At 35.9% G+C, this 20688-nt stretch carries 19 protein-coding genes; 11 read left to right on the top strand and 8 right to left on the bottom strand.

The features are described 5' to 3' along the window. The first annotated feature begins 385 nt into the window (after positions 1-385). The 4 genes from ABDZ84_RS05445 to ABDZ84_RS05430 all read left to right on the top strand — a co-directional run bounded on the left by ABDZ84_RS05445 (position 386) and on the right by ABDZ84_RS05430 (position 7622). On the top strand, positions 386-601 hold the full coding sequence (locus ABDZ84_RS05445; RefSeq protein WP_281948859.1) for a hypothetical protein: 216 nt from the start codon (positions 386-388) through the stop codon (positions 599-601). Positions 602-886: 285 nt separating this feature from the next. After that, positions 887-6259, top strand: coding sequence for a SpaA isopeptide-forming pilin-related protein (locus ABDZ84_RS05440; protein WP_051388253.1), 5373 nt, complete (start codon positions 887-889; stop codon positions 6257-6259). A gap of 30 nt (positions 6260-6289) precedes the next feature. Continuing rightward, positions 6290-6880 carry a class D sortase gene (locus ABDZ84_RS05435; RefSeq protein WP_026679992.1) on the top strand — a complete coding sequence of 197 codons (591 nt, stop codon included), beginning with the start codon at positions 6290-6292 and terminating at the stop codon, positions 6878-6880. Between the two features lie 73 nt (positions 6881-6953). Continuing rightward, complete coding sequence (locus ABDZ84_RS05430) at positions 6954-7622, top strand: response regulator transcription factor (protein ID WP_026679993.1); 669 nt, start codon at positions 6954-6956, stop codon at positions 7620-7622. A 34-nt stretch (positions 7623-7656) separates the two neighbouring features. Here the strand turns inward: ABDZ84_RS05430 and ABDZ84_RS05425 are convergent, their stop codons facing one another. Beyond that, the gene (locus tag ABDZ84_RS05425) at positions 7657-8112 is read right to left on the bottom strand and encodes a CBO0543 family protein (protein ID WP_152525396.1); all 456 of its coding nucleotides are present in this window, start codon (positions 8110-8112) and stop codon (positions 7657-7659) included. After that, positions 8039-9184, bottom strand: coding sequence for a DUF2515 family protein (locus ABDZ84_RS05420; RefSeq protein ID WP_121605627.1), 1146 nt, complete (start codon positions 9182-9184; stop codon positions 8039-8041). Before ABDZ84_RS05420 ends, ABDZ84_RS05425 begins: the two co-directional genes overlap by 74 nt. Positions 9185-9267: 83 nt before the next feature. Between ABDZ84_RS05420 and shc the strand changes: the two genes are divergently transcribed. From shc to ABDZ84_RS05405, 3 genes are all read left to right on the top strand, one after another. Next, on the top strand, positions 9268-11157 hold the full coding sequence (gene shc, locus ABDZ84_RS05415; protein WP_026679995.1) for a squalene--hopene cyclase: 1890 nt from the start codon (positions 9268-9270) through the stop codon (positions 11155-11157). A 102-nt stretch (positions 11158-11259) separates the two neighbouring features. Continuing rightward, a complete protein-coding gene (locus ABDZ84_RS05410) occupies positions 11260-11478 on the top strand; it encodes a YppG family protein (RefSeq protein WP_162986476.1) in 219 nt (72 codons plus the stop codon). 105 nt (positions 11479-11583) lie between these two features. Continuing rightward, positions 11584-12024, top strand: coding sequence for a CBS domain-containing protein (locus tag ABDZ84_RS05405; RefSeq protein ID WP_026679997.1), 441 nt, complete (start codon positions 11584-11586; stop codon positions 12022-12024). Between the two features lie 149 nt (positions 12025-12173). Here ABDZ84_RS05405 and trhA read toward each other — a convergent pair whose 3' ends face one another. Next, positions 12174-12821, bottom strand: coding sequence for a PAQR family membrane homeostasis protein TrhA (gene trhA, locus ABDZ84_RS05400; protein ID WP_343780482.1), 648 nt, complete (start codon positions 12819-12821; stop codon positions 12174-12176). A 153-nt stretch (positions 12822-12974) separates the two neighbouring features. Here trhA and ABDZ84_RS05395 point away from each other — a divergent pair, with 153 nt between their 5' ends. Both ABDZ84_RS05395 and ABDZ84_RS05390 read left to right on the top strand, forming a co-directional pair. After that, positions 12975-13550 (top strand): DUF1836 domain-containing protein, encoded by a 576-nt coding sequence (locus ABDZ84_RS05395; RefSeq protein WP_343780480.1) that lies wholly within the window; start codon positions 12975-12977, stop codon positions 13548-13550. Positions 13551-13571: 21 nt separating this feature from the next. Continuing rightward, complete coding sequence (locus ABDZ84_RS05390; protein WP_205388789.1) at positions 13572-14630, top strand: M42 family metallopeptidase; 1059 nt, start codon at positions 13572-13574, stop codon at positions 14628-14630. A 431-nt stretch (positions 14631-15061) separates the two neighbouring features. Here ABDZ84_RS05390 and ABDZ84_RS05385 read toward each other — a convergent pair whose 3' ends face one another. The 5 genes from ABDZ84_RS05385 to ABDZ84_RS05365 all read right to left on the bottom strand — a co-directional run bounded on the left by ABDZ84_RS05385 (position 15062) and on the right by ABDZ84_RS05365 (position 19080). Then, positions 15062-15778, bottom strand: coding sequence for a hypothetical protein (locus tag ABDZ84_RS05385; RefSeq protein ID WP_026680001.1), 717 nt, complete (start codon positions 15776-15778; stop codon positions 15062-15064). A gap of 342 nt (positions 15779-16120) precedes the next feature. Further along, positions 16121-16636 carry a GNAT family N-acetyltransferase gene (locus tag ABDZ84_RS05380; RefSeq protein WP_026680002.1) on the bottom strand — a complete coding sequence of 172 codons (516 nt, stop codon included), beginning with the start codon at positions 16634-16636 and terminating at the stop codon, positions 16121-16123. Between the two features lie 350 nt (positions 16637-16986). Beyond that, positions 16987-17886, bottom strand: a complete 900-nt coding sequence (locus ABDZ84_RS05375; protein WP_226983537.1) for an ABC transporter permease subunit — start codon at positions 17884-17886, stop codon at positions 16987-16989. Then, the gene (locus ABDZ84_RS05370) at positions 17876-18610 is read right to left on the bottom strand and encodes an ABC transporter permease subunit (protein WP_281948864.1); all 735 of its coding nucleotides are present in this window, start codon (positions 18608-18610) and stop codon (positions 17876-17878) included. Before ABDZ84_RS05370 ends, ABDZ84_RS05375 begins: the two co-directional genes overlap by 11 nt. A 143-nt stretch (positions 18611-18753) precedes the next feature. Then, entirely contained in the window at positions 18754-19080 is a 327-nt protein-coding gene (locus tag ABDZ84_RS05365; RefSeq protein WP_026680004.1) for a DUF3862 domain-containing protein, read from the bottom strand. A 532-nt stretch (positions 19081-19612) separates the two neighbouring features. Here ABDZ84_RS05365 and ABDZ84_RS05360 point away from each other — a divergent pair. Together ABDZ84_RS05360 and ABDZ84_RS05355 are read left to right on the top strand one after the other, a co-directional pair. Further along, a complete protein-coding gene (locus ABDZ84_RS05360; protein ID WP_026680005.1) occupies positions 19613-19969 on the top strand; it encodes a lmo0954 family membrane protein in 357 nt (118 codons plus the stop codon). Between the two features lie 18 nt (positions 19970-19987). Further along, positions 19988-20620, top strand: a complete 633-nt coding sequence (locus ABDZ84_RS05355) for a PspA/IM30 family protein (protein ID WP_026680006.1) — start codon at positions 19988-19990, stop codon at positions 20618-20620. Positions 20621-20688 lie beyond the last annotated feature (68 nt).

Below are 20688 nucleotides of genomic sequence, written 5' to 3'. Positions count from 1 at the left end.
GTCAAGCAAGCAGTAGCTATTATTCCATAATAGCTACTAGAGGAAGCGTAAATCGGAGCATTTAGTGATAAGGACTGAGCGAATTTTGCTCAGTTTTTCTTAAAAGTTAAGAAAGTATAAATCAGTGCAATGACTGCGTTAAGCCGAGTAGTTATTTTGAAATGGTCGATGTATATTGGCAATGCTCCGACGAATTACTTCGCTTTCCGCGGGTGCGGCCTCAACTAACTTTGCAAAGAAGAACACGTTGCAAAGTGGATTTTCGGCTCGCGCTAATCCCGCAGGAGTCTACGTAATTCGTCTCCGCTATGAGAAGGTGCAACAATTCTTGTCATAAGTAATAGGTTGACTTTTTTTACAATGGGTAAAGTGAAAATCGCTATCCGTGAGTATAAAAGCAGCTGTGTTACTTCATGCTAGCGCTGTAGAGCCTGATAATAGCGAAGGCCGGCCACTTCAACTCCTGTGGGAAATGTTTGACCTGAAGATCCACTTTTTTGAGCGGGTTTTGCTAAAAAAGTTAGCTGAAGGACAAACCCCACGGAAAGAGAAGTGGGCAGCCGGAGTGGTGGTCAAGCAAGCAGTAGCTATTATTCCATAATAGCTACTAGAGGAAGCGTAAATCGGAGCATTTAGTGATAAGGACTGAGCGAATTTTGCTCAGTTTTTCTTATACGTTTCTAATCGGGTGCTTGCACTTTTGTTCTTTTCAAAAACGGATTACAGGCCCAGTTTTAATGATTTGGTTGCGATTACATAATGGAAATGTTATGTAAATGTAAAGATTTTGTAGAGGTTACTTTGTTACCATTTCAAGTCGGAAGGGCAATTGATTCGATATGCCCATTATTTTTATTTTAATGAGAAAAGAAAGGATGATAGTGTAGTGAAAAAATCCCTATATGTGCTTTTTAGTCTATTGCTTCTTTTGCAAACTATATCTAGCAGTCTAGCATTTCCGATTCAGAGTCATGCTCAAGGCGCTGAGACTGGAATTGTAAAGAAGATAGAGCTTTTAGATGAAGCAGGTAATCCTATTATGGATCAAGACACAAAGGCTTCTAGTATGAAAGTAAGTTGGTCTATTGAAGGATTAGAAGTTGAAAAAGATAAAGCTTACATCCATGACTTGCCTACTGGTGTAGACATGGAAAAGAATTATCAAGGAGAAGTAACAAATGGAGGTAAGAAGGTTGGAGCGTATTATACAGATACGAATAATACGATAACAATAACCTTCAATGAGGAAATAGCGAATGCACCTCGTGCAAGTGGGACATTTATTATAGATCTTGCGCATCAAGATTCCCCTGCCTTGACCAATGAAACGGATAATCAGCAAGCATTGGAAGAGGAAGCAGAAGAAAAACCTCACAAAGACACTGAATCTAACGAAAAGCAAGAAGAAAAATCTACCATTGAGGACAATCTCCCTAAAGAAGATGATCATGTAGAACGTAAAAGCGAAAAAAGCAGTGAATCAGATACGGCACAGAGTGAGGGTACAGAGAAAAAGAATAAACTTACCGCCAAAAAAGAAATAATGGAAAACATTCTTACAAGTGCTGAATTATCCTATGAGGATACTGACGGTAATGCAGTTGAAAAACCAGATATTAATTCGCTTATATCCATCAATTATACATGGGAACTTGCAAATAATCATGGATATAAAGCTGGAGATGAATTTCACTTTGACGTTCCAAAGGAGCTTAAAGTATATAACAGTATTGATAAAGCTGAAATGAATTTTAACGGAGAAACAATCGGGTATTTCTCTGTTAATGAGAGTGGATCAGCTACCATTACGTTTACGAAGTTTATTGAAGAGTTTTCAAACATCAATGGCTCTATCGAGATCTGGACGGAGTTAAGTGAAGATATTATTATCACAGAAGAGAAAGAAGTGATCGTTACACCAATTGAGGGTAAAGAATCGGTTACGATCCCAATCGAATTTCTACCAATTGGACCTTCTGTTGAGAAAAAAGGAATACCAAATCGTGATTATAATGCGGAGACAATTGAGTGGACAGTCGACTTTAATAAAAGTCTAGAGTCACTCAAGAATCCACTGTTACAAGACCCTATTCAGGCAGGTCAATCCTTATTGGCTGACTCCATTAAACTCTATCATCTAGATACAAAGCTAAATGGGGAAGTATCATTGGGAGAAGAAGTGAATCCTAATACGTATACAATAGGTAAGACGGAGAACGGTGAAGATTTTACCATTGTTTTTGATAAGGATATTCATACTGCTTTTCGGTTAGTATATCAAACAGAAATTACAGATGAAGATCAGAAGGCATTTCATAATGAAGCAAGTTTGGTTTCTGATAACCAACAACCAAAATCTGCAGATGCTACGGTAAGTGTCAAGCGTGGCAGTCCTTTAGAAAAACAATCAATAGCCTACGATAAAGAAAATCAGATAATTACATGGGAAATTAAATACAACTATAATGAAAAAACAATTAAACAGCAGGATGCTCTATTAAAAGACTTTTTTAACACCAGTCAAGACCTTGTCGAGAGCTCTTTTGACGTTAAGAAGATCACTATTGATAAAGATGGTAATGAGGTAGGTAATGGTGAAGATTTTGAGAATTATACAGTAACCGCTAAGACAGAAGCAGGAAAAAATGGATTTCATCTACAGTTTGATGAAAATGTTACATCTGCCTATAAAATTACTTATCAAACAAAAGCGTCCGAACGCGTTTTTGAAAATGAAAAAATAACGAATAAAGTAGAAACTGCCAATCATAACGCAGAGGGTAGTCAGAATATCGGCCAACAAATCTTATTTAAGAGTCACGGAACACCAAATTATAAGGATAAAACCGTGGATTGGACCGTTACATTTAATAAAGATAAGCACCCAATGAACGATGTGGTTTTAACCGATGTATTTACGAATGAAGGGCTAATCTTAAAACCGGAAACGCTTAAAATTACAACTGAGAATAAGGAACTTGTTGAAGGAAAAGACTATACATTAATTAAAAATGAAGCTAATCAATTTGAAATTCGGTTTAACAATCAAATAAATACGCCGCATACCATAACATACACTACCGAATTTATTTACGAAGCAAGAGCGGATAAAGGGAAGAATTATTTAGAAAATAAGGCAATATTTAATTGGACGGATGAACACGGAAGCTCAAAAACGCAAGAGACAAGCAAGCAATTTAAACCAGATGAGTATACACAGTCGAACGGGTTTAAGTATGGCTCCTATAATGCGGTAGATAAAGAAATCACCTGGAATATTGGAGTAAACTATAATTTAAAAACAATCGAAAATCCTATTATAAAAGACTTCATTCAAGGAAATCAGCGGCTAGTAAAAGATTCGATTACCATATATAAGATGAATTTGACTGGCGGCGAAAATGGAACGGAAGTCGAAGAGCATGTACCAAGTGAAGACTACTCCATAAGTTGGATTAAAGACAAGGATGGAACTCCAGGTTTTCAAATTTCGTTTAATCAGGAAATTCATTCACCGTATAAAATCGTCTATAAAACAAGCCTTAAGGATTTAGATCTTGTAGACGCGAGCTATGAAAATACAGCAACTTTATACAATGGTGAAACAAAAGAGACGGATCTACATGCTTCTGTTGCCATTCCGCATGGAGGAAAGTATACAACAAAGACAGGGAAACAAAATGGCAAAATTATTGATTGGAAGGTAAATATTAATTTTGGACAGTCTCGGGTTACCAACGCTACTGTTATTGATAACCCTAGTGAGAACCAATCGTTATTGGAAAGCTCATTTGATGTGTACGCTACAACGATAAGTGAGGATGGGAAAGTAGCAAAGAAAGATAAATTAGAGCGCGACAAAGATTATACGTTAACACTTCATAAAAATCCTGATTCTTTTACACTTACATTTTCAGAAGAGATCAATGAAGCGTATATCTTGGAATATCAATCACTTATTCTAGCTAAACCTGGATCTAAAATAAAAAATGACGTATCGTTTAACGGAGAGAACATTGATATCGTTGAGCATGAATCAAGTGAGACGGTTCAAGTACGACGTACCTCTGGGATGGGTGATGGTACAGGTGAAATTGGACACCTGACCGTTACGAAAACGGATAAAGCAACAGGGGTGCCATTACAAGGAGCAGTATTTTCTCTCGTAGATAAAGATAGTGGTGTAGTTATTGATAGGCAAACGACTGGAAAAGACGGCGTAGTTGCTTTTGATCGATTGCTATATGGAGATTATATTTTAACAGAGGAAAAGGCCCCAGATGGATATTTGATAGATAATAAGAAACAAACTATTACGATTGATCAGCCTTTTGAGCAAGGAAACAATGAAAAAACAGGGAATCAGCTAACGGTTACGAACACCGAGATAATCCGTGCAGTAGAACTGACGAAAAAAGACAAAGAGACGAATGAAGTATTAGCTGGTGCAGTTTTTTCATTACAAGAAAAAGTTGGAGACACGTATGAAGAAATTGCAGAATTAACAACAGATGATCAGGGGATCATTTTTATCGATCAGCTTAAATCAGGTGAGTACAGGTTTATGGAGAAAAAAGCCCCAGATGGGTACAAATTGAGTGAAAAACCTATTCCTTTTTCTATTCATGATAAACAAACAGAAGCTATTTATTTATCAGCAGAAAATGAAAAACTAGGTTCTGTTCAATTAACTAAATTTGATCAAAAAGATCATGCAAAAGTGTTAAAAGGTGCGACGTTTAAGCTAGAAAAGGCAGATGGAACGATTGTTCATCCATCTTTAACAACGAATGATGCGGGCGAGATATTTGTTGGAAACTTACAACCTGGTAACTATCAATTTGTGGAAATAAAAGCACCAACGTTTTACCAACGTAACCATCAACCAATTCCATTTACGGTGAAAGATGGAGAAACAGCAACGATTTTAGTTGAAGCTCCTAATCAATTAATAAGGGGTAAGGTAGAATTAACAAAGGTTGATAGTGATAATAAGGAAATCGTACTTGAAGGTGCAACGTTTAACTTATTAGATAATGAAGGAAACCTGATGAAGGAAGACATAACAACGAATGGTAATGGAAAGTTGGTTGTTAATAACTTACAACCAGGAAACTATCAATTTGTAGAAACAAAAGCACCAGAACATTATCAGCTAAATCAAAAACCGATACCGTTTACCATTGAGAAAAGTAAAACGGAAGATACTGTCCATGTTACAAAGGTACAGGTTACGAATCAACTCATTCCTGGCTCAGTAGAATTAACGAAAGTTGACAAATATGACCATGAAAAATTCCTAGAGAATGCTGTATTTGAATTACAAGATAAGGATGGGAATACCATCAAAAAAGGAATGACAACGAATGAAGATGGAAAACTTCTGATAAACAATCTACGACCAGGTCATTATCAATTTGTAGAAACAAAAGCACCAGCGTATTATCAATTAGATCAAAAACCAATTGAATTTGAAGTTAAGAAAAGTCAAGCTGAACCATTATCTATTACTGCAGAAAATGAATGGATTACTGGTAAGGTGGAATTGACGAAGGTAGATGCAGATAACAGTAATATATCTTTATCTGGTGCGGAATTTACATTGGAGGATGCAGAAGGAAATATACTACAAGAAGGCTTAACAACAAATAAAGCTGGAAAGCTAGTTGTAGACGATTTAAAACCAGGAAACTATCGGTTTGTCGAAACCAAAGCTCCGTTTGGCTATTATTTAGATGACACATCCATTCCATTTACAATCGAGAAAAGTAAAACAGAAGCGGATGTCAAATTGGTTCAACTAAATGTAGAAAATAAAATAATTCCAGGCTCTGTTGTACTTACCAAAGTTGATCATAGTAATAGCGATAAGCTGTTGCCAAACGCTGAATTCAAGCTTCAAGATGCAAATGGTAAGACGTTGAAGCAAGGGCTACTGACGGATGCGCAAGGTCAAATTACCGTAGATAATTTAAAGCCTGGAAGCTATCAATTTGTGGAAACAAAAGCACCGATAGGCTATCAATTGGATTCTACACCGATTCCATTCAAGATAGAAAAAGGTCAATCAGACCTTGTCAGGTTAACTGCTACAAATCAAGCTACACTATCAGGAACCGACAAACCAGAAGATACTACGCCAACCTATAATAAACTTCCACAAACTGGAGAAGAATGGCTTAGGTATTTGTTGATATTAGGAATTACGTCAATAATGATTGGAACGATAGTCGTGTTCCGAAGACGTAAACAAGTATAATTTTTGGTAAGCAAAGGGATGCGTTCATTGATGAATAGAAATAAAATAATTGGGGGAGCGTTTATTTTCATCGGACTCATCTTAGTTGCAATTCCTTTATACTATGAATGGAATCAACAAAAAGAAGTAAATGCTCTTGAAGACGCGTTATCCTTGATAGCGCAATCAGACGATGAGTCAGTGGATTTATCTACAATCGATGATTTGCCCTTCACACAAGAAGAATTAAAGCAAGTGATTGAATTAGAAATCCCTTCCATCGACTTAAAACAAAAGGTGTTGCCTGAAACTACTGAAGCGAATTTGAGTATTGCATTAACTCAGATTAAACCGAATCAAACTCCAGGTGAGGGAAACTTTACAATAGCAGGGCATCGTGGATATCGAGGTGATCGACATTTTCGCCAGTTGCCAGAAGTGTCGATAGGTGATAAAGCTATTCTTCATACGGCGACTAAGAAATATGTATATGAGATTACCTCGTCAGAAGTTATTGAGGCAACGAAGGTTGAGATTCTTGAGGATAAAGATAATAAAAGGGAAATTACATTAATCACCTGTACAATAGATGGAAAAGAGCGTATTGCATTAAAGGGTAGATTAATAGATCGTGAAGTTTAATGGTTAAATCCTGTAGTTGTTTAATTGCTACAGGATTATTTTTTCAATCTGTAAATAAAAGTAGGGAAGTCAGATGATTAAAGTTGTATGCATAAATATGAGTGAAGGTATAAATCAAAACACACATTTATTATTAGAGAACGAACCGGATATCGAAGTGTTAGAAATTGAACGTAATACGAATAATCGAACGATCTTTAAGAAACTAGAGGATTTTAAACCTGATATTGCACTCATACAGTTAAATAAATTTACGAAATCTATTAAGTCTAAGCTAAAGGAAATTAGAGAGAGCTACTCACATATAAGTTTAATGTTTATGATGTCAGATGTGGACGTGAATGTTATTCGTACAGCAATTGATAAAGAAGGACGAGGGTTCTTAGTAAGTACTATTACCGGCGAAGGACTTGTTCATTCCATAAGAAATGTTTACGATAGTCAATTTGTTTTTTCCGAAGCTATTGCAAAGCAAATGATTGATATAATTGGGCCAAAAAATATTGGTAATAAAGAAAAGCTGAAACAGAAATTATGTAGTAATGGTATAGATGTTAGTAAGCGAGATATGGACGTATTGTATTTAATGTATAAAAATTACAGTAATAAAGAAATTGCCAATACCCTACAATTATCTGAAAAAACAATTAGAGATTATGTAAGCAACGCTTATAAAAAAGTAAAAAACAGCAATCGCAAAAGTGTAATAGAGTTTTTACATTACCTAATGGCAGATGATTAAGAAAGGAGTACTACACTATATTTGTAAGCTTTTATTATTTAGACAACCAACTAAATCCCTTCCATATGACAACTAAAAAGATGAAGTAACCAACAAACGAATAAATGTGATTCCAATCCTCATGATGAACAAACAAGCCTACTTGTTCAGCTATTTGTTCAATCATGCAAATCAGAAAGCTACATGTAAAGAGGAAAAAGGTACGGGGAATGGTTTTTAAGTGGCGCATAACACGGATAAATAAAATGGAAGCTACTGGGAGAATGATGAGCGTAAATAGTATATTAATGGAAAAGAGTCCTGGAAATAGTCGTATAGGAAAGGAATACATCCCCATTTCAACGCAAACTAAATCTAAGTAAGTACCGATTAGTGAGGCGAATAATATTACAGTGATATATGCATGAATAGATCGCTTACTTTTGGAAGATCGCATTTTTTGCGATAATCGCAAATTCGATTTTTTCGAGGTCGTTACAATAATCATCATATATATCCCCACCTGTATCTATTTCTTTTTTATCTAAGTAATGTAATATTCGAAAGTCGTTGAACCAATCCCCTTTTTCTGCCTCCTCATGTTCTATATCCTTCCAAGCAAATTTTAATGGTGGACTATAAATACGTGGTTCATCCTTTCTTAACTTGCAATGCTTGGTTCTTCGTTTGTATATGGTACCTGGTACAGATTCATTTACTGGATGAAATAGATCTTTCCAATAATCAGACCGCGAACCCGTATGCGGATGCTTACTTGCCCATTGTAAGATAGCTTGTAGAACGGGTTTACGTTGAAAAAGTAAGTCATATAAGCGAATGCCGATCATAATTCGTTTATGTAGATCAGCGAATTGATAAAGTGTTTCGCCGATAATCCGAGGCCTACCAGTTACTTCACTAAGTTTAGGGAAGATAATGTGGTTGAATCGTAAAGCATCGTATAGTTTAAATTCGATGGTGTGTAATACGGTTTCTTGAAATTGCTTGTTTAGAACGACTCTATTTTCTAAATAATTCTGTTCATTAATGACCATCGCAATAGCTAATTTTCGACAATCCCTAAACTTCCAAAAATCATTCCAAATAGCTTCCATAAACACCGAAACATTCAAGTATGGAAGTAAGTAGAATAAGTTCTTCTGGTTTATCAGACTATGTTGATATAATAAACATTGTGGGAATACGTCTTGAAAAATGAGCCAGTTTCCCCGCTCTAAAAATAAGAAAAAATGTTCACGCTCAGCCTCTGTCATTAATCTGGGAAGTAAATCTCCTTTAAGGTCTGTCATATTCCAACCACCATTTCTAGAAACTAGATGACCTAAGAGTGCCCAGTGAATTTCCGGATAAACGCAGTAAAATTGGTAATAAGCTTTTGTTCTTGTTACGTTATTCTTATTTAATTTGCTTGTTTTTGCTTTGATTTGTTGAATGAGGTTAAATTCCCATTCGGTGAGATCGGATTCAGAAACAGACAGAGGTCTATGTCTAATGATATGTTTTAAATGTCTTTTTAATTTCCGATTGCTCGTTGCTCGTTTTTTAACCATACATTTTATCATAAAGCACCTCCTTCTAAGGCATATGCATCGTAGTAGTGGCATATGTTTTTCCATAATAGCTTTCAAAAAGGAGTACATATCGTATGGATAAACAACTGGAAGCAGCGATGAATAAGTTATTGGATGAATTGAAAGGAACGCAAAATCAGGATGGATCTTGGACTTATCCATTTGAAACAGGTATAACAACTGATAGTTATATGATTATTCTATTACGAACGTTGGAAATCAATGATTCTAATTTGATAAAGTCTTTAGCTGAACGAATTGCAAATAAACAACAAGCAAATGGTGCATGGAAATTATTTTATGATGAAGGACCAGGAAATCTTACAGCTACAGTTGAAGCCTATTATGCTTTACTTTATAGTGGCTATTACACAATAGATGATAAGCATATCCAAAAGGCTCGCCATTTTATAATAAGTAACGGTGGACTGAATAATATTCAATTATTTGCTAAAATAATGCTCGCCTTAACAGGACAATATAGTTGGCCAAGGCATATACCGATACCCATTGAGGGCATATTGCTCCCAGCTTATTTTCCAATTAATCTTTTTGATTTCTCTGTCTACGCTCGTGCTCACTTCATACCTATATTACTAGTAGCAGATAAAAAGTTGCAGTTAACAACATCTGCATCACCTAATTTATCGGATCTAACTATGCAGAGAAAGGCCAATTGGGAAGAAGATTTACGGGAGTGGCAAACGTTTTTTTCTATATTAAAAGGCGGGATAAAAAAATTAATAGGACTGCCTCATGAATTACATGAATTAGCGTTAAACAGAGCTGAAACGTATATACTTCAGCGAGTGGAACCAGATGGAACATTTAATACCTATTTTAGTTCAACATTTCTGATGATTTTCGCTTTAATAGCAAGAGGGTACAGGAAGGATCATCCCGTTATTAAACGAGCGATAAAAGGATTAAGATCCTTTATCACCACCGTTGATAATCAACTGCATATGCAATTTACAACTGCCACTGTTTGGAATACGTCACTCATTAGTTATAGTTTACAGGAAGCAGGTGTTTCTTCGCGTTCAAAGACCATTCAAGAGGCTACAAATTATATTCGTGCTAAACAACAACAGTTCTATGGAGATTGGGCAATTCACACACCATATATACTTCCCGGCGGATGGGGATTTTCCAACGTCAATACTATAGTACCTGATCATGATGATACAACAGCAGCATTACGAGCTCTACGAACAAGTGTCCTTACTAAGAATACGGATCGCTTTATATGGGATAGGGGAGTAGAATGGATTTTAGCAATGCAGAATGATGATGGTGGGTGGGGAGCATTTGAAAAAGATGTAGATAGCTTACTTCTAACATGGTTGCCAATAAAAGGAGCAGAGCTACTATTACTTGATCCTTCAACAGCAGATTTAACTGGCAGGACATTAGAATTCCTAGCTACGTTTACGAAATTGAATCAGTCTCATCCGCTAGTAAAGCGAGCTGTTCATTGGTTAATCAAAAATCAAGAGCAGAATGGCTCTTGGTATGGAAGGTGGGGTATTTGCTATATATATGGTACTTGGGCAGCAGTAACAGGACTAGTTGCAGCAGGAATTAATCCAGGGAATGCCTCAATCAGAAGAGCGGTTAATTGGTTGTATCGAATACAGCATGAAGATGGTGGATGGGGGGAATCATGTAAAAGTGATCAGGAGAAAACGTATATTCCATTAAAGGAAAGCACACGGACACAAACAGCTTGGGCGCTTGATACGTTGATTACTGCTGAGGTTAAAAAAACGAACGGAATAAAACGAGGAATGGATTTTTTATTATCTAATCAAGAAAAACAAAATAATTGGACGACAAACTATCCAAAGGGTCAAGCACTACCTGGTAGCTTTTACATGCATTATCACAGTTATGAATACCTTTTCCCGCTTTTAGCATTAGCACATTACAAGAAAAAATTTGTTGAAGATGATAAATCCTAGTATAAATATCCTTATCACTGAACATGTCAGCACATAAACTATAACAGACTATAATGAAGAGGTGATGTAGGTATGTTTCCTGATAGACAAAGAAGATCAATAATGAGGCAAGCACCTCCTAGACGTCAAGCTGATTGGTTTGGAAGACCACTCCAAGGCAGGAATACTCCTAAGAAAGCATCTACAACAGAAAATATTATTGCCCAATTCCGTGATCAAGATGGACAATTGGATTTTAATAAAATGACAGAAGTTGCCTCGCAAATGGGGAAGATATATGGTCAAGTAAGTCCATTAATTACTACTTTCTTTAAGAAGTAAGCATATGTTTCGTGTCACTGCATGGTGACACGTTTATTTTTGTTTTATTTTATAATAAAAATAAGCCAAATGACGAATGCTACTGTAAAAAGGAGGTTCATACTAATGCATCAACAATTACGAAATTTTATGACATCGAATGTGTATACAGTCAATGATACACAATCGATACAAGAAGCAGCTGCTCTAATGAGCGAACATAATATTGGATCGCTTCCGGTTGTAGATCAACATGGAAGCATAGTTGGGATGATTACTGATCGTGATATTACGTTACGTTCTACAGCGCAGGGAGAAGCTGCCCAAACTCCGGTTTCTCAAGTGATGACAGCACAACAAGTCGTTCAAGGTACACCAGAAATGGATGCACATGAAGCTGCGCAGCTTATGGCGCAACAGCAAATCCGTCGCTTGCCAGTTGTCGAGAACGGACAAATTGTTGGAATGGTTGCTTTAGGAGATTTAGCAGTAGATAATCAATTAGAGAATGAAGCTGGAGAAGCTCTATCTGATATATCTAATCCTTCTGATCCTCAGAAGGATTAAAAGAATAAGGATGTTTCAAAGGGACCTGTTGAAAGAGAGCGTTCTTTTGAGAAGGTGTTGTTTTTAATCTAAATAATAGAAACGTGTGGTTTATATAAAGTCACCTTTGTAAAGGGCATTTTAATAAAAACCACACGTTTTTTAATTCCTTATAAGACATATCCATAGACGCAAATAAAATGAAATAGGCTACCAATTAGAATAAATATGTGGAAAATCTCATGAAATCCCATATGTTTAAATGATAATATTTTTGGTTTAAGCCCGTAAATGATGCCACCAATCGTATAAAAAACACCACCTAATACAAGTAATATCATCCCACTTGTATTAATAATTGGTGCTAGAGATGAACTGAAGAATACAACAATCCAACCCATACCTATATATAATGAAGTAGATAGCCATCTAGGTGAATGAAACCATACTAATTTAAAAACAACACCGAGTACTGCTAGTGTACTAACAATCACAAATAGTGCCCACCCTAAGGTCCCCTGTAGACTAATTAGGCAAAAAGGCGTATACGTCCCGGCAATTAATACATATATCATTGAGTGGTCGATTCGCCGCAAAAATGCGATGACTTGATCTCTTGCAATCACCATATGATAGGTGGCCGAGGCAGCATATAACAATGTCATACTAATACCAAATACAATTACAGCTGCAATAGCTAGTGAAGAATCTGTTGTAGCTGTTGCTTTTATGACTAGTGCTAGCAATCCAGCGAAGGATAAAACAGCTCCGAATAAATGTGTAAGCCCATTAATTGGCTCACGAATATGTATACACATGTAATCAACACCTTTATAATGTTATGTAGTTTTAAAAACTATATTTAAATGATATATGTATTTTGATATGTAGTCAAGGTTTACTTCATATTTATTCTCACGTATAATAATGGGATAGAAATGTTTAGGACAAAACGTTAAAGAGGTTGAATAATGGAAAACAATAAAGACATTTTAGACGGCATGCAATTAAATAGTCAGCTTTCTTTAGAAGAAATCCCAGACTTGGATTTGTATATGGATCAGGTTATTCAGTTATTTGAAAATAAGTTTGGTATTTTAAAGCGAGATGAAAATGAAAAAGTACTAACTAAAACAATGATCAATAATTATGCGAAGGGTAAATTATTTTTCCCTATTGAGAATAAAAAGTATTCAAAAGTTCATATGATGCTTATTGCCATGATCTATCAAATGAAAGGAGCTTTATCCATAAATGATGTAAAGGTGACTTTAGATCCGTTAAACACAATGATAACCGAAGAAGGCTTTGATTTAACGGACTTATATAAGCGTTATGTTCAAATGGCCGATGAAAGCATGGGGCAACTAAAAGACGAAATGTCGTTGTTGTCTGAAGAAGTAACGAGGCATATAGTGGCACTAGATAGTGAGAAATCTGACTACTTAACACAGTTATTATTGGTTGCTTCTTTCGTAAATATGAGTAATTATTATCGTAGGGCAGCAGAGAGGATCGTAGACAACATAGCTAAAGAAAATATATAAACCATCGTGGAGGGGAAAATTATGCATACATATCCAAATGTAACAGAAACAAAGGGAGTTATTGAGAAATTGGTATCGATTCCAAGTCCATCTGGTTATACCGATCAAGTTATCAGCTATGTCGAGGAATTTCTTCAAGCATTAAATGTAGAGACAAAACGTAATCTTAAGGGAGGGTTAATTGCCACTTTACCTGGTAAAAACAATAGTGAGCATCGTATGCTAACAGCACATGTCGATACGCTAGGAGCAATGGTGAAAGAAGTCAAGAATAATGGGAGATTGCGTCTAGACTTGATCGGTGGGTTTAACTTTAATTCAATTGAAGGTGAATACTGTACGATTCATACAGCCAATGGTAAAAATTATACAGGTACTATTTTAATGCATCAAACATCGGTTCATGTATATAAAGATGCGGGTGAAGCAAAACGAGATAAAGAGAATATGGAAGTGCGAATTGATGAAAAGGTTGAAAATGCTGATGATATACGCTCACTAGGTATAGAAGTTGGAGACTTTGTTTCTTTTGATCCTCGCGTACAGGTAACAGAAAATGGATTTATAAAATCACGTCATTTAGATGATAAGGCGAGTGTCGGTATTTTACTACAGCTTATTAAGCGGCTAAAAGAAGAATCCATAGAGCTACCCTATACGACTCATTTTCTCATCTCTAATAATGAGGAAATTGGCTATGGGGGGAATTCAAATATTCCTGTAGAAACAACAGAATATCTGGCTGTAGATATGGGGGCAATGGGAGATGGTCAATCCACTGACGAATATACGGTTTCTATTTGTGTGAAGGATGCATCAGGACCATACCATTATGGGCTCCGCAAGCATTTAGTAGATTTAGCGCAAAAAAATAATATCGGCTATAAATTAGATATTTACCCGTATTATGGCTCCGATGCTTCGGCAGCTATTAGAGCTGGTCATGATATTATTCATGGACTAATTGGACCTGGAATTGATTCATCTCATGCATTCGAAAGAACGCATGAATCATCATTAAAAAATACGGAAGATTTGCTTTTTCATTATGTATGTTCAGAAACAGTAACAAGAAAGTAAGTTAAAGCTAGAGGGTTTCGGGAAAAAAGCCCAATTTCTCAATTAAAGCTGAGGAATTGGGCTTTTTAACATTGTAATTTCCTTACCTTTATAATTTCGCGTTTTCTTGGTGGTACTCTTAGTAGGTTATAATCAATCTTCTTATAAAATCACATTTCCTTCTTTTGTATATTTTTCCACCTCAGTACAACTGTAAATGCTATTGCCACATCCGTTGAATCTATTTCGTTATTATATTTTGCTTTTTCTAACCCTTCCAACAACAATTAATCCGTTTGGATGCATTTCAAAAAACATTCATTTATACTTAGCTTTTACTTTTCGATGTGTCATTCCATGAATGTAATAACTAATTTAAATGCCGTTATTCCAGAAAAACACTCGTTAGCGCAACATCTATTTAGTATGTACCAAGAGAATATATTTCTCGCTTAAATTGACAAATCAAATGATAAAAACTTAGGCAGTTCGTGTTCATGCTTGTCGAGCATAATTTGTTCCGGCTTGATGCCCTGCTCACGTAGCATTTCAATGTTCTGTATGAGGAATTCGTCGCTACCGACAACGTAGAAGAGCCCATCCTTGTCTGCAGCAAGATCTTTCACTTCTTCATAGTAATCTTTACGGTTATCGACGAACTGCGATGTAAACTTCTTGTCTGGTACGGATTTAAAAATATCAGTGAATAAGAATTCTTTTGATGAATCGATGTTTAGGGAATGAATTTTATTGACGTTATCAGCACGTTCAAAATAATCAAGTACAAGCGGTCTGAAAGTTGCTAGACCGACACCTGATGACAGAAGGTAAACATTTTTGTCTTCTCGTTTAAGTGGTACATTCGAATGCGTTTTAAATATTGCAATTTCATTGCCGACCTTAAGATTTCTTAAAATCGTTTTAAACTCAGAGCACTGCTCTCTGATACGTGTTGTGATACCGATTGAATTTTCGTGCGGTAAAGTGGAGATGGACATGTGGCGAATCAGGCTGCGATTTGGTTTATCTCCAGCATTAAAACCTTCCAGTGCGAAGTGGGTGTGGGAACCTTCTTCCCATGTAAAGTCGTCCGGACAGTCGAGCAGGTATGTTTTTACCTCAGGCGTTTCTTCAATAATCTTATTTATTTTAGTCCAGTATATTTTCATTATATATTCTCCTCACTTTATGTATTGTTACTAACTAATATACAATAAGTGATAATAATTCTCAATTAAACGAATTGATTATAATAATTTATGTTATTAAATAATCTGACATTTCACAAAAAATTGAATTTAATTCTTCGTAGTTGCATTCGTTCTCACTATCGAATATTAAATATGTTGGACCTGATTGGTTCAAATGCTTTTAGGTCATACCCTTGTGGTACGAACCATCGGGGGGATAAAACAAAAACCCCCCACCGATTGAAATTTCTCTTTATTTATAACCGCTCGTTATTACACCCGTAAGCACAATAAGGTAACTGACAATGTAGCAGAAACTATTTAGTTATCCCATTCTTCCTCTAAAATAGCATAGGAATATTCATCCCACCATTGATCACCATGAGGGATGCATTTTTTAAAATAACCTTCTCTTCTCATGCCGATCTTTTCCATAACACGGTACGAAGGAATGTTTTCTGGCTGACATGTAGCAACAATTCTATGTAACTTTAAGTCTTCAAAACCATATTTTATTATCGCAGATGCAGCTTCGGAAGCGTAACCTTTATTATAATATTTAGGGTTAAATACCCACCCTATTTCATAAGAATGATCGCCGGAATATTTAAAAAATTCTAAATGTCCAATTAAAATATTCTCATCAGCTAGTATTACTGGGAATTTTTCAGCTGAATCATCAATATTTTTTTGGATGAACTTCTTTGTTTCTTCTTTTGTTAATACACCTTCTGGCATATATTTCATTACACTCTTTTGGGAAGCATACTCATATACTCCTTCCCAATCATCTAATTCAAAATGACGTATAATTAATCTTTCTGTTTTTATGTACATATTTTTTCTCCCTTCAAAAATTCCAAAATTGGAAAAATAAACGATATTAAATAAACACGCCCGCTTACTCAACGGAACTCGAAAGCATAGAAGGTTGCAATGCTGACAATAGAGAAAATAATAAAAACACCAACAAGAGTCCAAAGCGTGATTTTAACCCCTCAGCTCATCAACTAACGGCCTCCTTTTAAGCTATATCTAAAACCACTGCCATTCCTAAACGTTAACATATATCCTGAAACAACCTATCCCGTTTCATGAACAGTGACTATTTGTAGTCTAATTATATACCTTCTTAAACGAACTGTTCTATTAATTTTAACACAAAAGCTAATATTCGAAATATGTAACTATTTTAATTTGGTCGACTCTTCTATTCCTGCCAGTACGATTTTTAGTAAAATAATCAATATCATAAATGAAAACAGAGGAGACATTACAATCCATGGATGATGTAAAAATTCCTGATAGGAAGAACCAATTAATCCACCCCATTCATTGGTGATGGAAAAAAAAGCACTCCTTTCTTCGGTAATATCTATTTTCCTACTACCTCCAATGAATATCCCCAGTACTCCCAAATGAATTAATAATAAGAGTAGCTGAATATTATTCTGAATAAAGAAAATACCAATCCTTGGTTTTATGTTTCTCCATATGTGCTTTTTAAAAATATAAAAGTTACTCACGCCTTGTAATTTTGCAATCTTGATATAATCCTTGTGTAGTTCCCCTTTTATCTCATCTCCAATTAATAACGTTAAGGGAGGTGTGCCAATACCAATTAATACAAGCACCAGCAAAAACATAAAGCGGAAACTATCTTCCTGAAAGAACCAGAGCATTGGTGCAAGCAGAAAAAAGACAATAATAACAGGTGGAATAATATAAGTAATCTCTACAACACGTTGTACCAGATTTCTAAACTTATGAATATAAAATGCATATATAAGTGCTAAACCGGAAGAAATGAGAAAACGGAACAAGCATACAATAAGGACAAAGATAATGGTATATTTCGCACCGGCCAGTATGTTGTAAACTAAAGACTCTCCCATAACATTTGTCCCAAAAGGAGGAAACTCCACGGGAGAATAGGGCGGCTTCCCGATAAAGTCACCATTGTCATCCAGCATAATGGAGGGTGCCTGCTTCTTTGAGAGAATTAGATTGGGAAAGAAACTGAATAACACAAGGATCAAGATCAATAGAATGCCTATACAGATTTTCATGTTTACTTTACCCAACACTCTCATCAACCTCCTTGCTAAACGTCCATTTGTTTACTGCGTATTCCCCTATTCTGTTGAATAGATATAGAGGGAAATACAGCATAATAAGCACCCACATTAATATTCGGAAGTCTCCAATTCCATACACTTTGACAAAGCTCATGATCCCGCTTAACCGCAAAATAATTTCTAGTATTAATAAGCTTGAAATCATGTACAGAAAGATATTTTTGTAATATTGAAGGAGTGTTAAAAGTGTGTTTCTGAATAGATGAACGAAAAAGATATAGCTTTCCCCGAAGCCTCTTGATTGTGAAAATAAATAATAGTGTTTGGTCTTTTCCTCAGCAATTCCTGCTACCATATATTTAAACAGGTAGATCGTTGGAATGGAACTTAATGCCAGTATTGGCAAGAGGTATATCGTCTCCCCGCCAAACTCGTAAATCCCCAGAGAAATTCCTGTAGTCTTAAAAATCCAGATAAAAAACTGGATAGATAATAAAACGATTAACACATCCGGCATGGCTTCGATGATAAAAAAAACCCCAGATAGCGCTTTTTTAATAGATGCTGCCAGCATGTGAAATACATATGTAAATAGAATGGATACAATAATGGATAAAATTAGGGAGCCAAGTATAATGATAATGGAATTTAAATATGCGTTGGAAACCGCTGCAAAGAAAGTTACTTCCTCGCCATTGCTTAATGGAACGGTTAGCTTCTGCGGCTGTAACAAATAATAAATCCCAGCCCCCAAAGTTTGTAAGAAATAGGTAAAGCTCTGGGTTTGGAATAACCCAGGTGTACAGCTAATTAGCAATATAACGAATAGAATAAGAGTAATTTCTCTGAAAGACTTGGCAATATTATTCCACATACCTACTCAAGACCTACCTGTTGTTTACTGGAAAGTTTCCCGTCTCTGAAACGTAAAGTTATTCCGGAGTCCGGAGCTGCGCCATCCCAGCTGTACAAGGTGTTTTCATCGATGAATTCCACTTCATCCTCCGTATTTTCTTTGAAATTAATAAGATCCGGCTGTCCCAGCATGTCAATTACATCATCGAATTCCATTCTATTCTCCAGTTGGTTATATTGCTGGATCGTCACAGGACCATCTGGATTTTGTGCCTCTCCCTCGTCACACCCTGTCAGTAATGCCGCAACCAGTATAAACATTAAAGAAATCTGTGGAAACACTTTCATAAATTTCATCCCCCAAATTAGTTTTCCTTTTTTAGACTTATACTTTATTTTAGCATATAAGATTGAAAATTCACCCGATTCAGAGTGAGTTTTATATGCTTAGAACATAGCTTCCTAACTATTTATCACGAAAATCACTTCTTCACCCTTGCTAGTTTTGTTCGAATAAATGGTTTTATATTAAAGACTTACAGTGTTTGTGTTTATGGTGAGAATTTAATAAGCAACCTATTTAATATATAAGCGAAGCGATAGCGACACAGATGAACATGGGTCACTTAGCTCCAGACCCAGAAACGAGGCGACTTCACGAATCGCCCTAATTTAAATCATCATCGAGTCGCAAGCACATAATTCCTTTATCTACTGCTGGCTCGCTCCAGTTGCTACGTTTCTAAACGCGGGCGCTTTTGTTCTGCAATTTAACACTTTTCTACGTCTCAGGTACTAGTTCAAAATATGGCTGTAGTTCATTACGATAATCCCTACACTTCTGTAATATGGAATTAAGATAAAGAAAGGAGGAAACAAAGTGAAGAAATTTCTATTATTTCTAGCAGGGTTAGCTGCATTGATCGTATTAGTAGCAAACTTGGGACCAATGGTGTTTTTAGGTTTAGGAATATGGCTACTTTACATTATCTTTAAACAATTTATGAAAAGTGACTCAACAATTGGAAAGATTGGTTGGGTTATCTTAGGGCTGATTGTGTTAAGCATCACTATTTCAAATATGTTTGCATTAATAGGTGTTGTGGCAGCAATTGGACTTTACTTTATATATAAAAGCTGGAAAAAAGAAGACCATGAACCAATCGTTCATGAAGTTCAATCAGATGACCCATTTACTAATTTTGAGCGTGAATGGGCTGAAATAAATCATCACTAAAAAAGGAGAGCATGAAAAATGACAAATATATTTACACGTATTAAAGATTCTGTAACGAGTGATCTTCATAACCTTATGGATCAGAAGGAACAAAAGAATCCAATTGCAGCATTAAATCATTACTTACGTCAAAGTGAACAGGAAAAAGAAAAAGTGCGAAAGCTTGTGGAAAGACAATATAAGTTAAAGGATGAGTTTACAAAAGAGTATCAGATGGCTAATGACCTAGCTGAAAAACGTCTAAAACAAGCAGAAATTGCTGAGAAAGCAGGAGAAGAGCAAATGCATGCATTTGCAGTGAGGGAACACGAAGAATATCAAGCTCGTGCAGAGCGATTGAAAGCATCACGTGATGAGGCGGAACAAGAATTAGACACCTTAGAGCAGAAGTATGAAGATATGAAGCATAAGCTAAAAGATATGCATCTACGCAGGATGGAGCTAATGGGTCGAGAAAATGTTGCACGTGCCAACCATCAGATGAACAAAGTGGTAGACGAAACATCCGATAAACCTTTTTCTAAATTTGCGGAGATGGAAAGATACATCGAAGGACTCGAGTATCGAGTTAATAATTCATACTATCGTAGTACATTTGATAACAAAATAGCCAAACTAGAACAAGAAATGAAAGAAAAGGAGCAAGTATAAATAAGTATCACTAAAGTGGGCAGGTGCCGTTCCTATTAAACCATCGAGATATCACACTTTCTCTTCGT

Source organism: Virgibacillus salarius (assembly GCF_039521925.1).
GTDB lineage: Bacteria > Bacillota > Bacilli > Bacillales > Amphibacillaceae > Virgibacillus > Virgibacillus salarius.
This window is presented reverse-complemented; position numbering and strand designations above follow the sequence as displayed.

Coding starts and splice junctions, on each gene's coding strand:
- ABDZ84_RS05435 (WP_026679992.1), top strand. CDS start 6,290: ATGAATAGAAATAAAATAATTGGGGGAGCGTTTATTTTCATCGGACTC.
- ABDZ84_RS05430 (WP_026679993.1), top strand. CDS start 6,954: ATGATTAAAGTTGTATGCATAAATATGAGTGAAGGTATAAATCAAAAC.
- ABDZ84_RS05425 (WP_152525396.1), bottom strand. CDS start 8,112: ATGATGATTATTGTAACGACCTCGAAAAAATCGAATTTGCGATTATCG.
- ABDZ84_RS05420 (WP_121605627.1), bottom strand. CDS start 9,184: ATGATAAAATGTATGGTTAAAAAACGAGCAACGAGCAATCGGAAATTA.
- shc (WP_026679995.1), top strand. CDS start 9,268: ATGGATAAACAACTGGAAGCAGCGATGAATAAGTTATTGGATGAATTG.
- ABDZ84_RS05410 (WP_162986476.1), top strand. CDS start 11,260: ATGAGGCAAGCACCTCCTAGACGTCAAGCTGATTGGTTTGGAAGACCA.
- ABDZ84_RS05405 (WP_026679997.1), top strand. CDS start 11,584: ATGCATCAACAATTACGAAATTTTATGACATCGAATGTGTATACAGTC.
- trhA (WP_343780482.1), bottom strand. CDS start 12,821: ATGTGTATACATATTCGTGAGCCAATTAATGGGCTTACACATTTATTC.
- ABDZ84_RS05395 (WP_343780480.1), top strand. CDS start 12,975: ATGGAAAACAATAAAGACATTTTAGACGGCATGCAATTAAATAGTCAG.
- ABDZ84_RS05390 (WP_205388789.1), top strand. CDS start 13,572: ATGCATACATATCCAAATGTAACAGAAACAAAGGGAGTTATTGAGAAA.
- ABDZ84_RS05385 (WP_026680001.1), bottom strand. CDS start 15,778: ATGAAAATATACTGGACTAAAATAAATAAGATTATTGAAGAAACGCCT.
- ABDZ84_RS05380 (WP_026680002.1), bottom strand. CDS start 16,636: ATGTACATAAAAACAGAAAGATTAATTATACGTCATTTTGAATTAGAT.
- ABDZ84_RS05365 (WP_026680004.1), bottom strand. CDS start 19,080: ATGAAAGTGTTTCCACAGATTTCTTTAATGTTTATACTGGTTGCGGCA.
- ABDZ84_RS05355 (WP_026680006.1), top strand. CDS start 19,988: ATGACAAATATATTTACACGTATTAAAGATTCTGTAACGAGTGATCTT.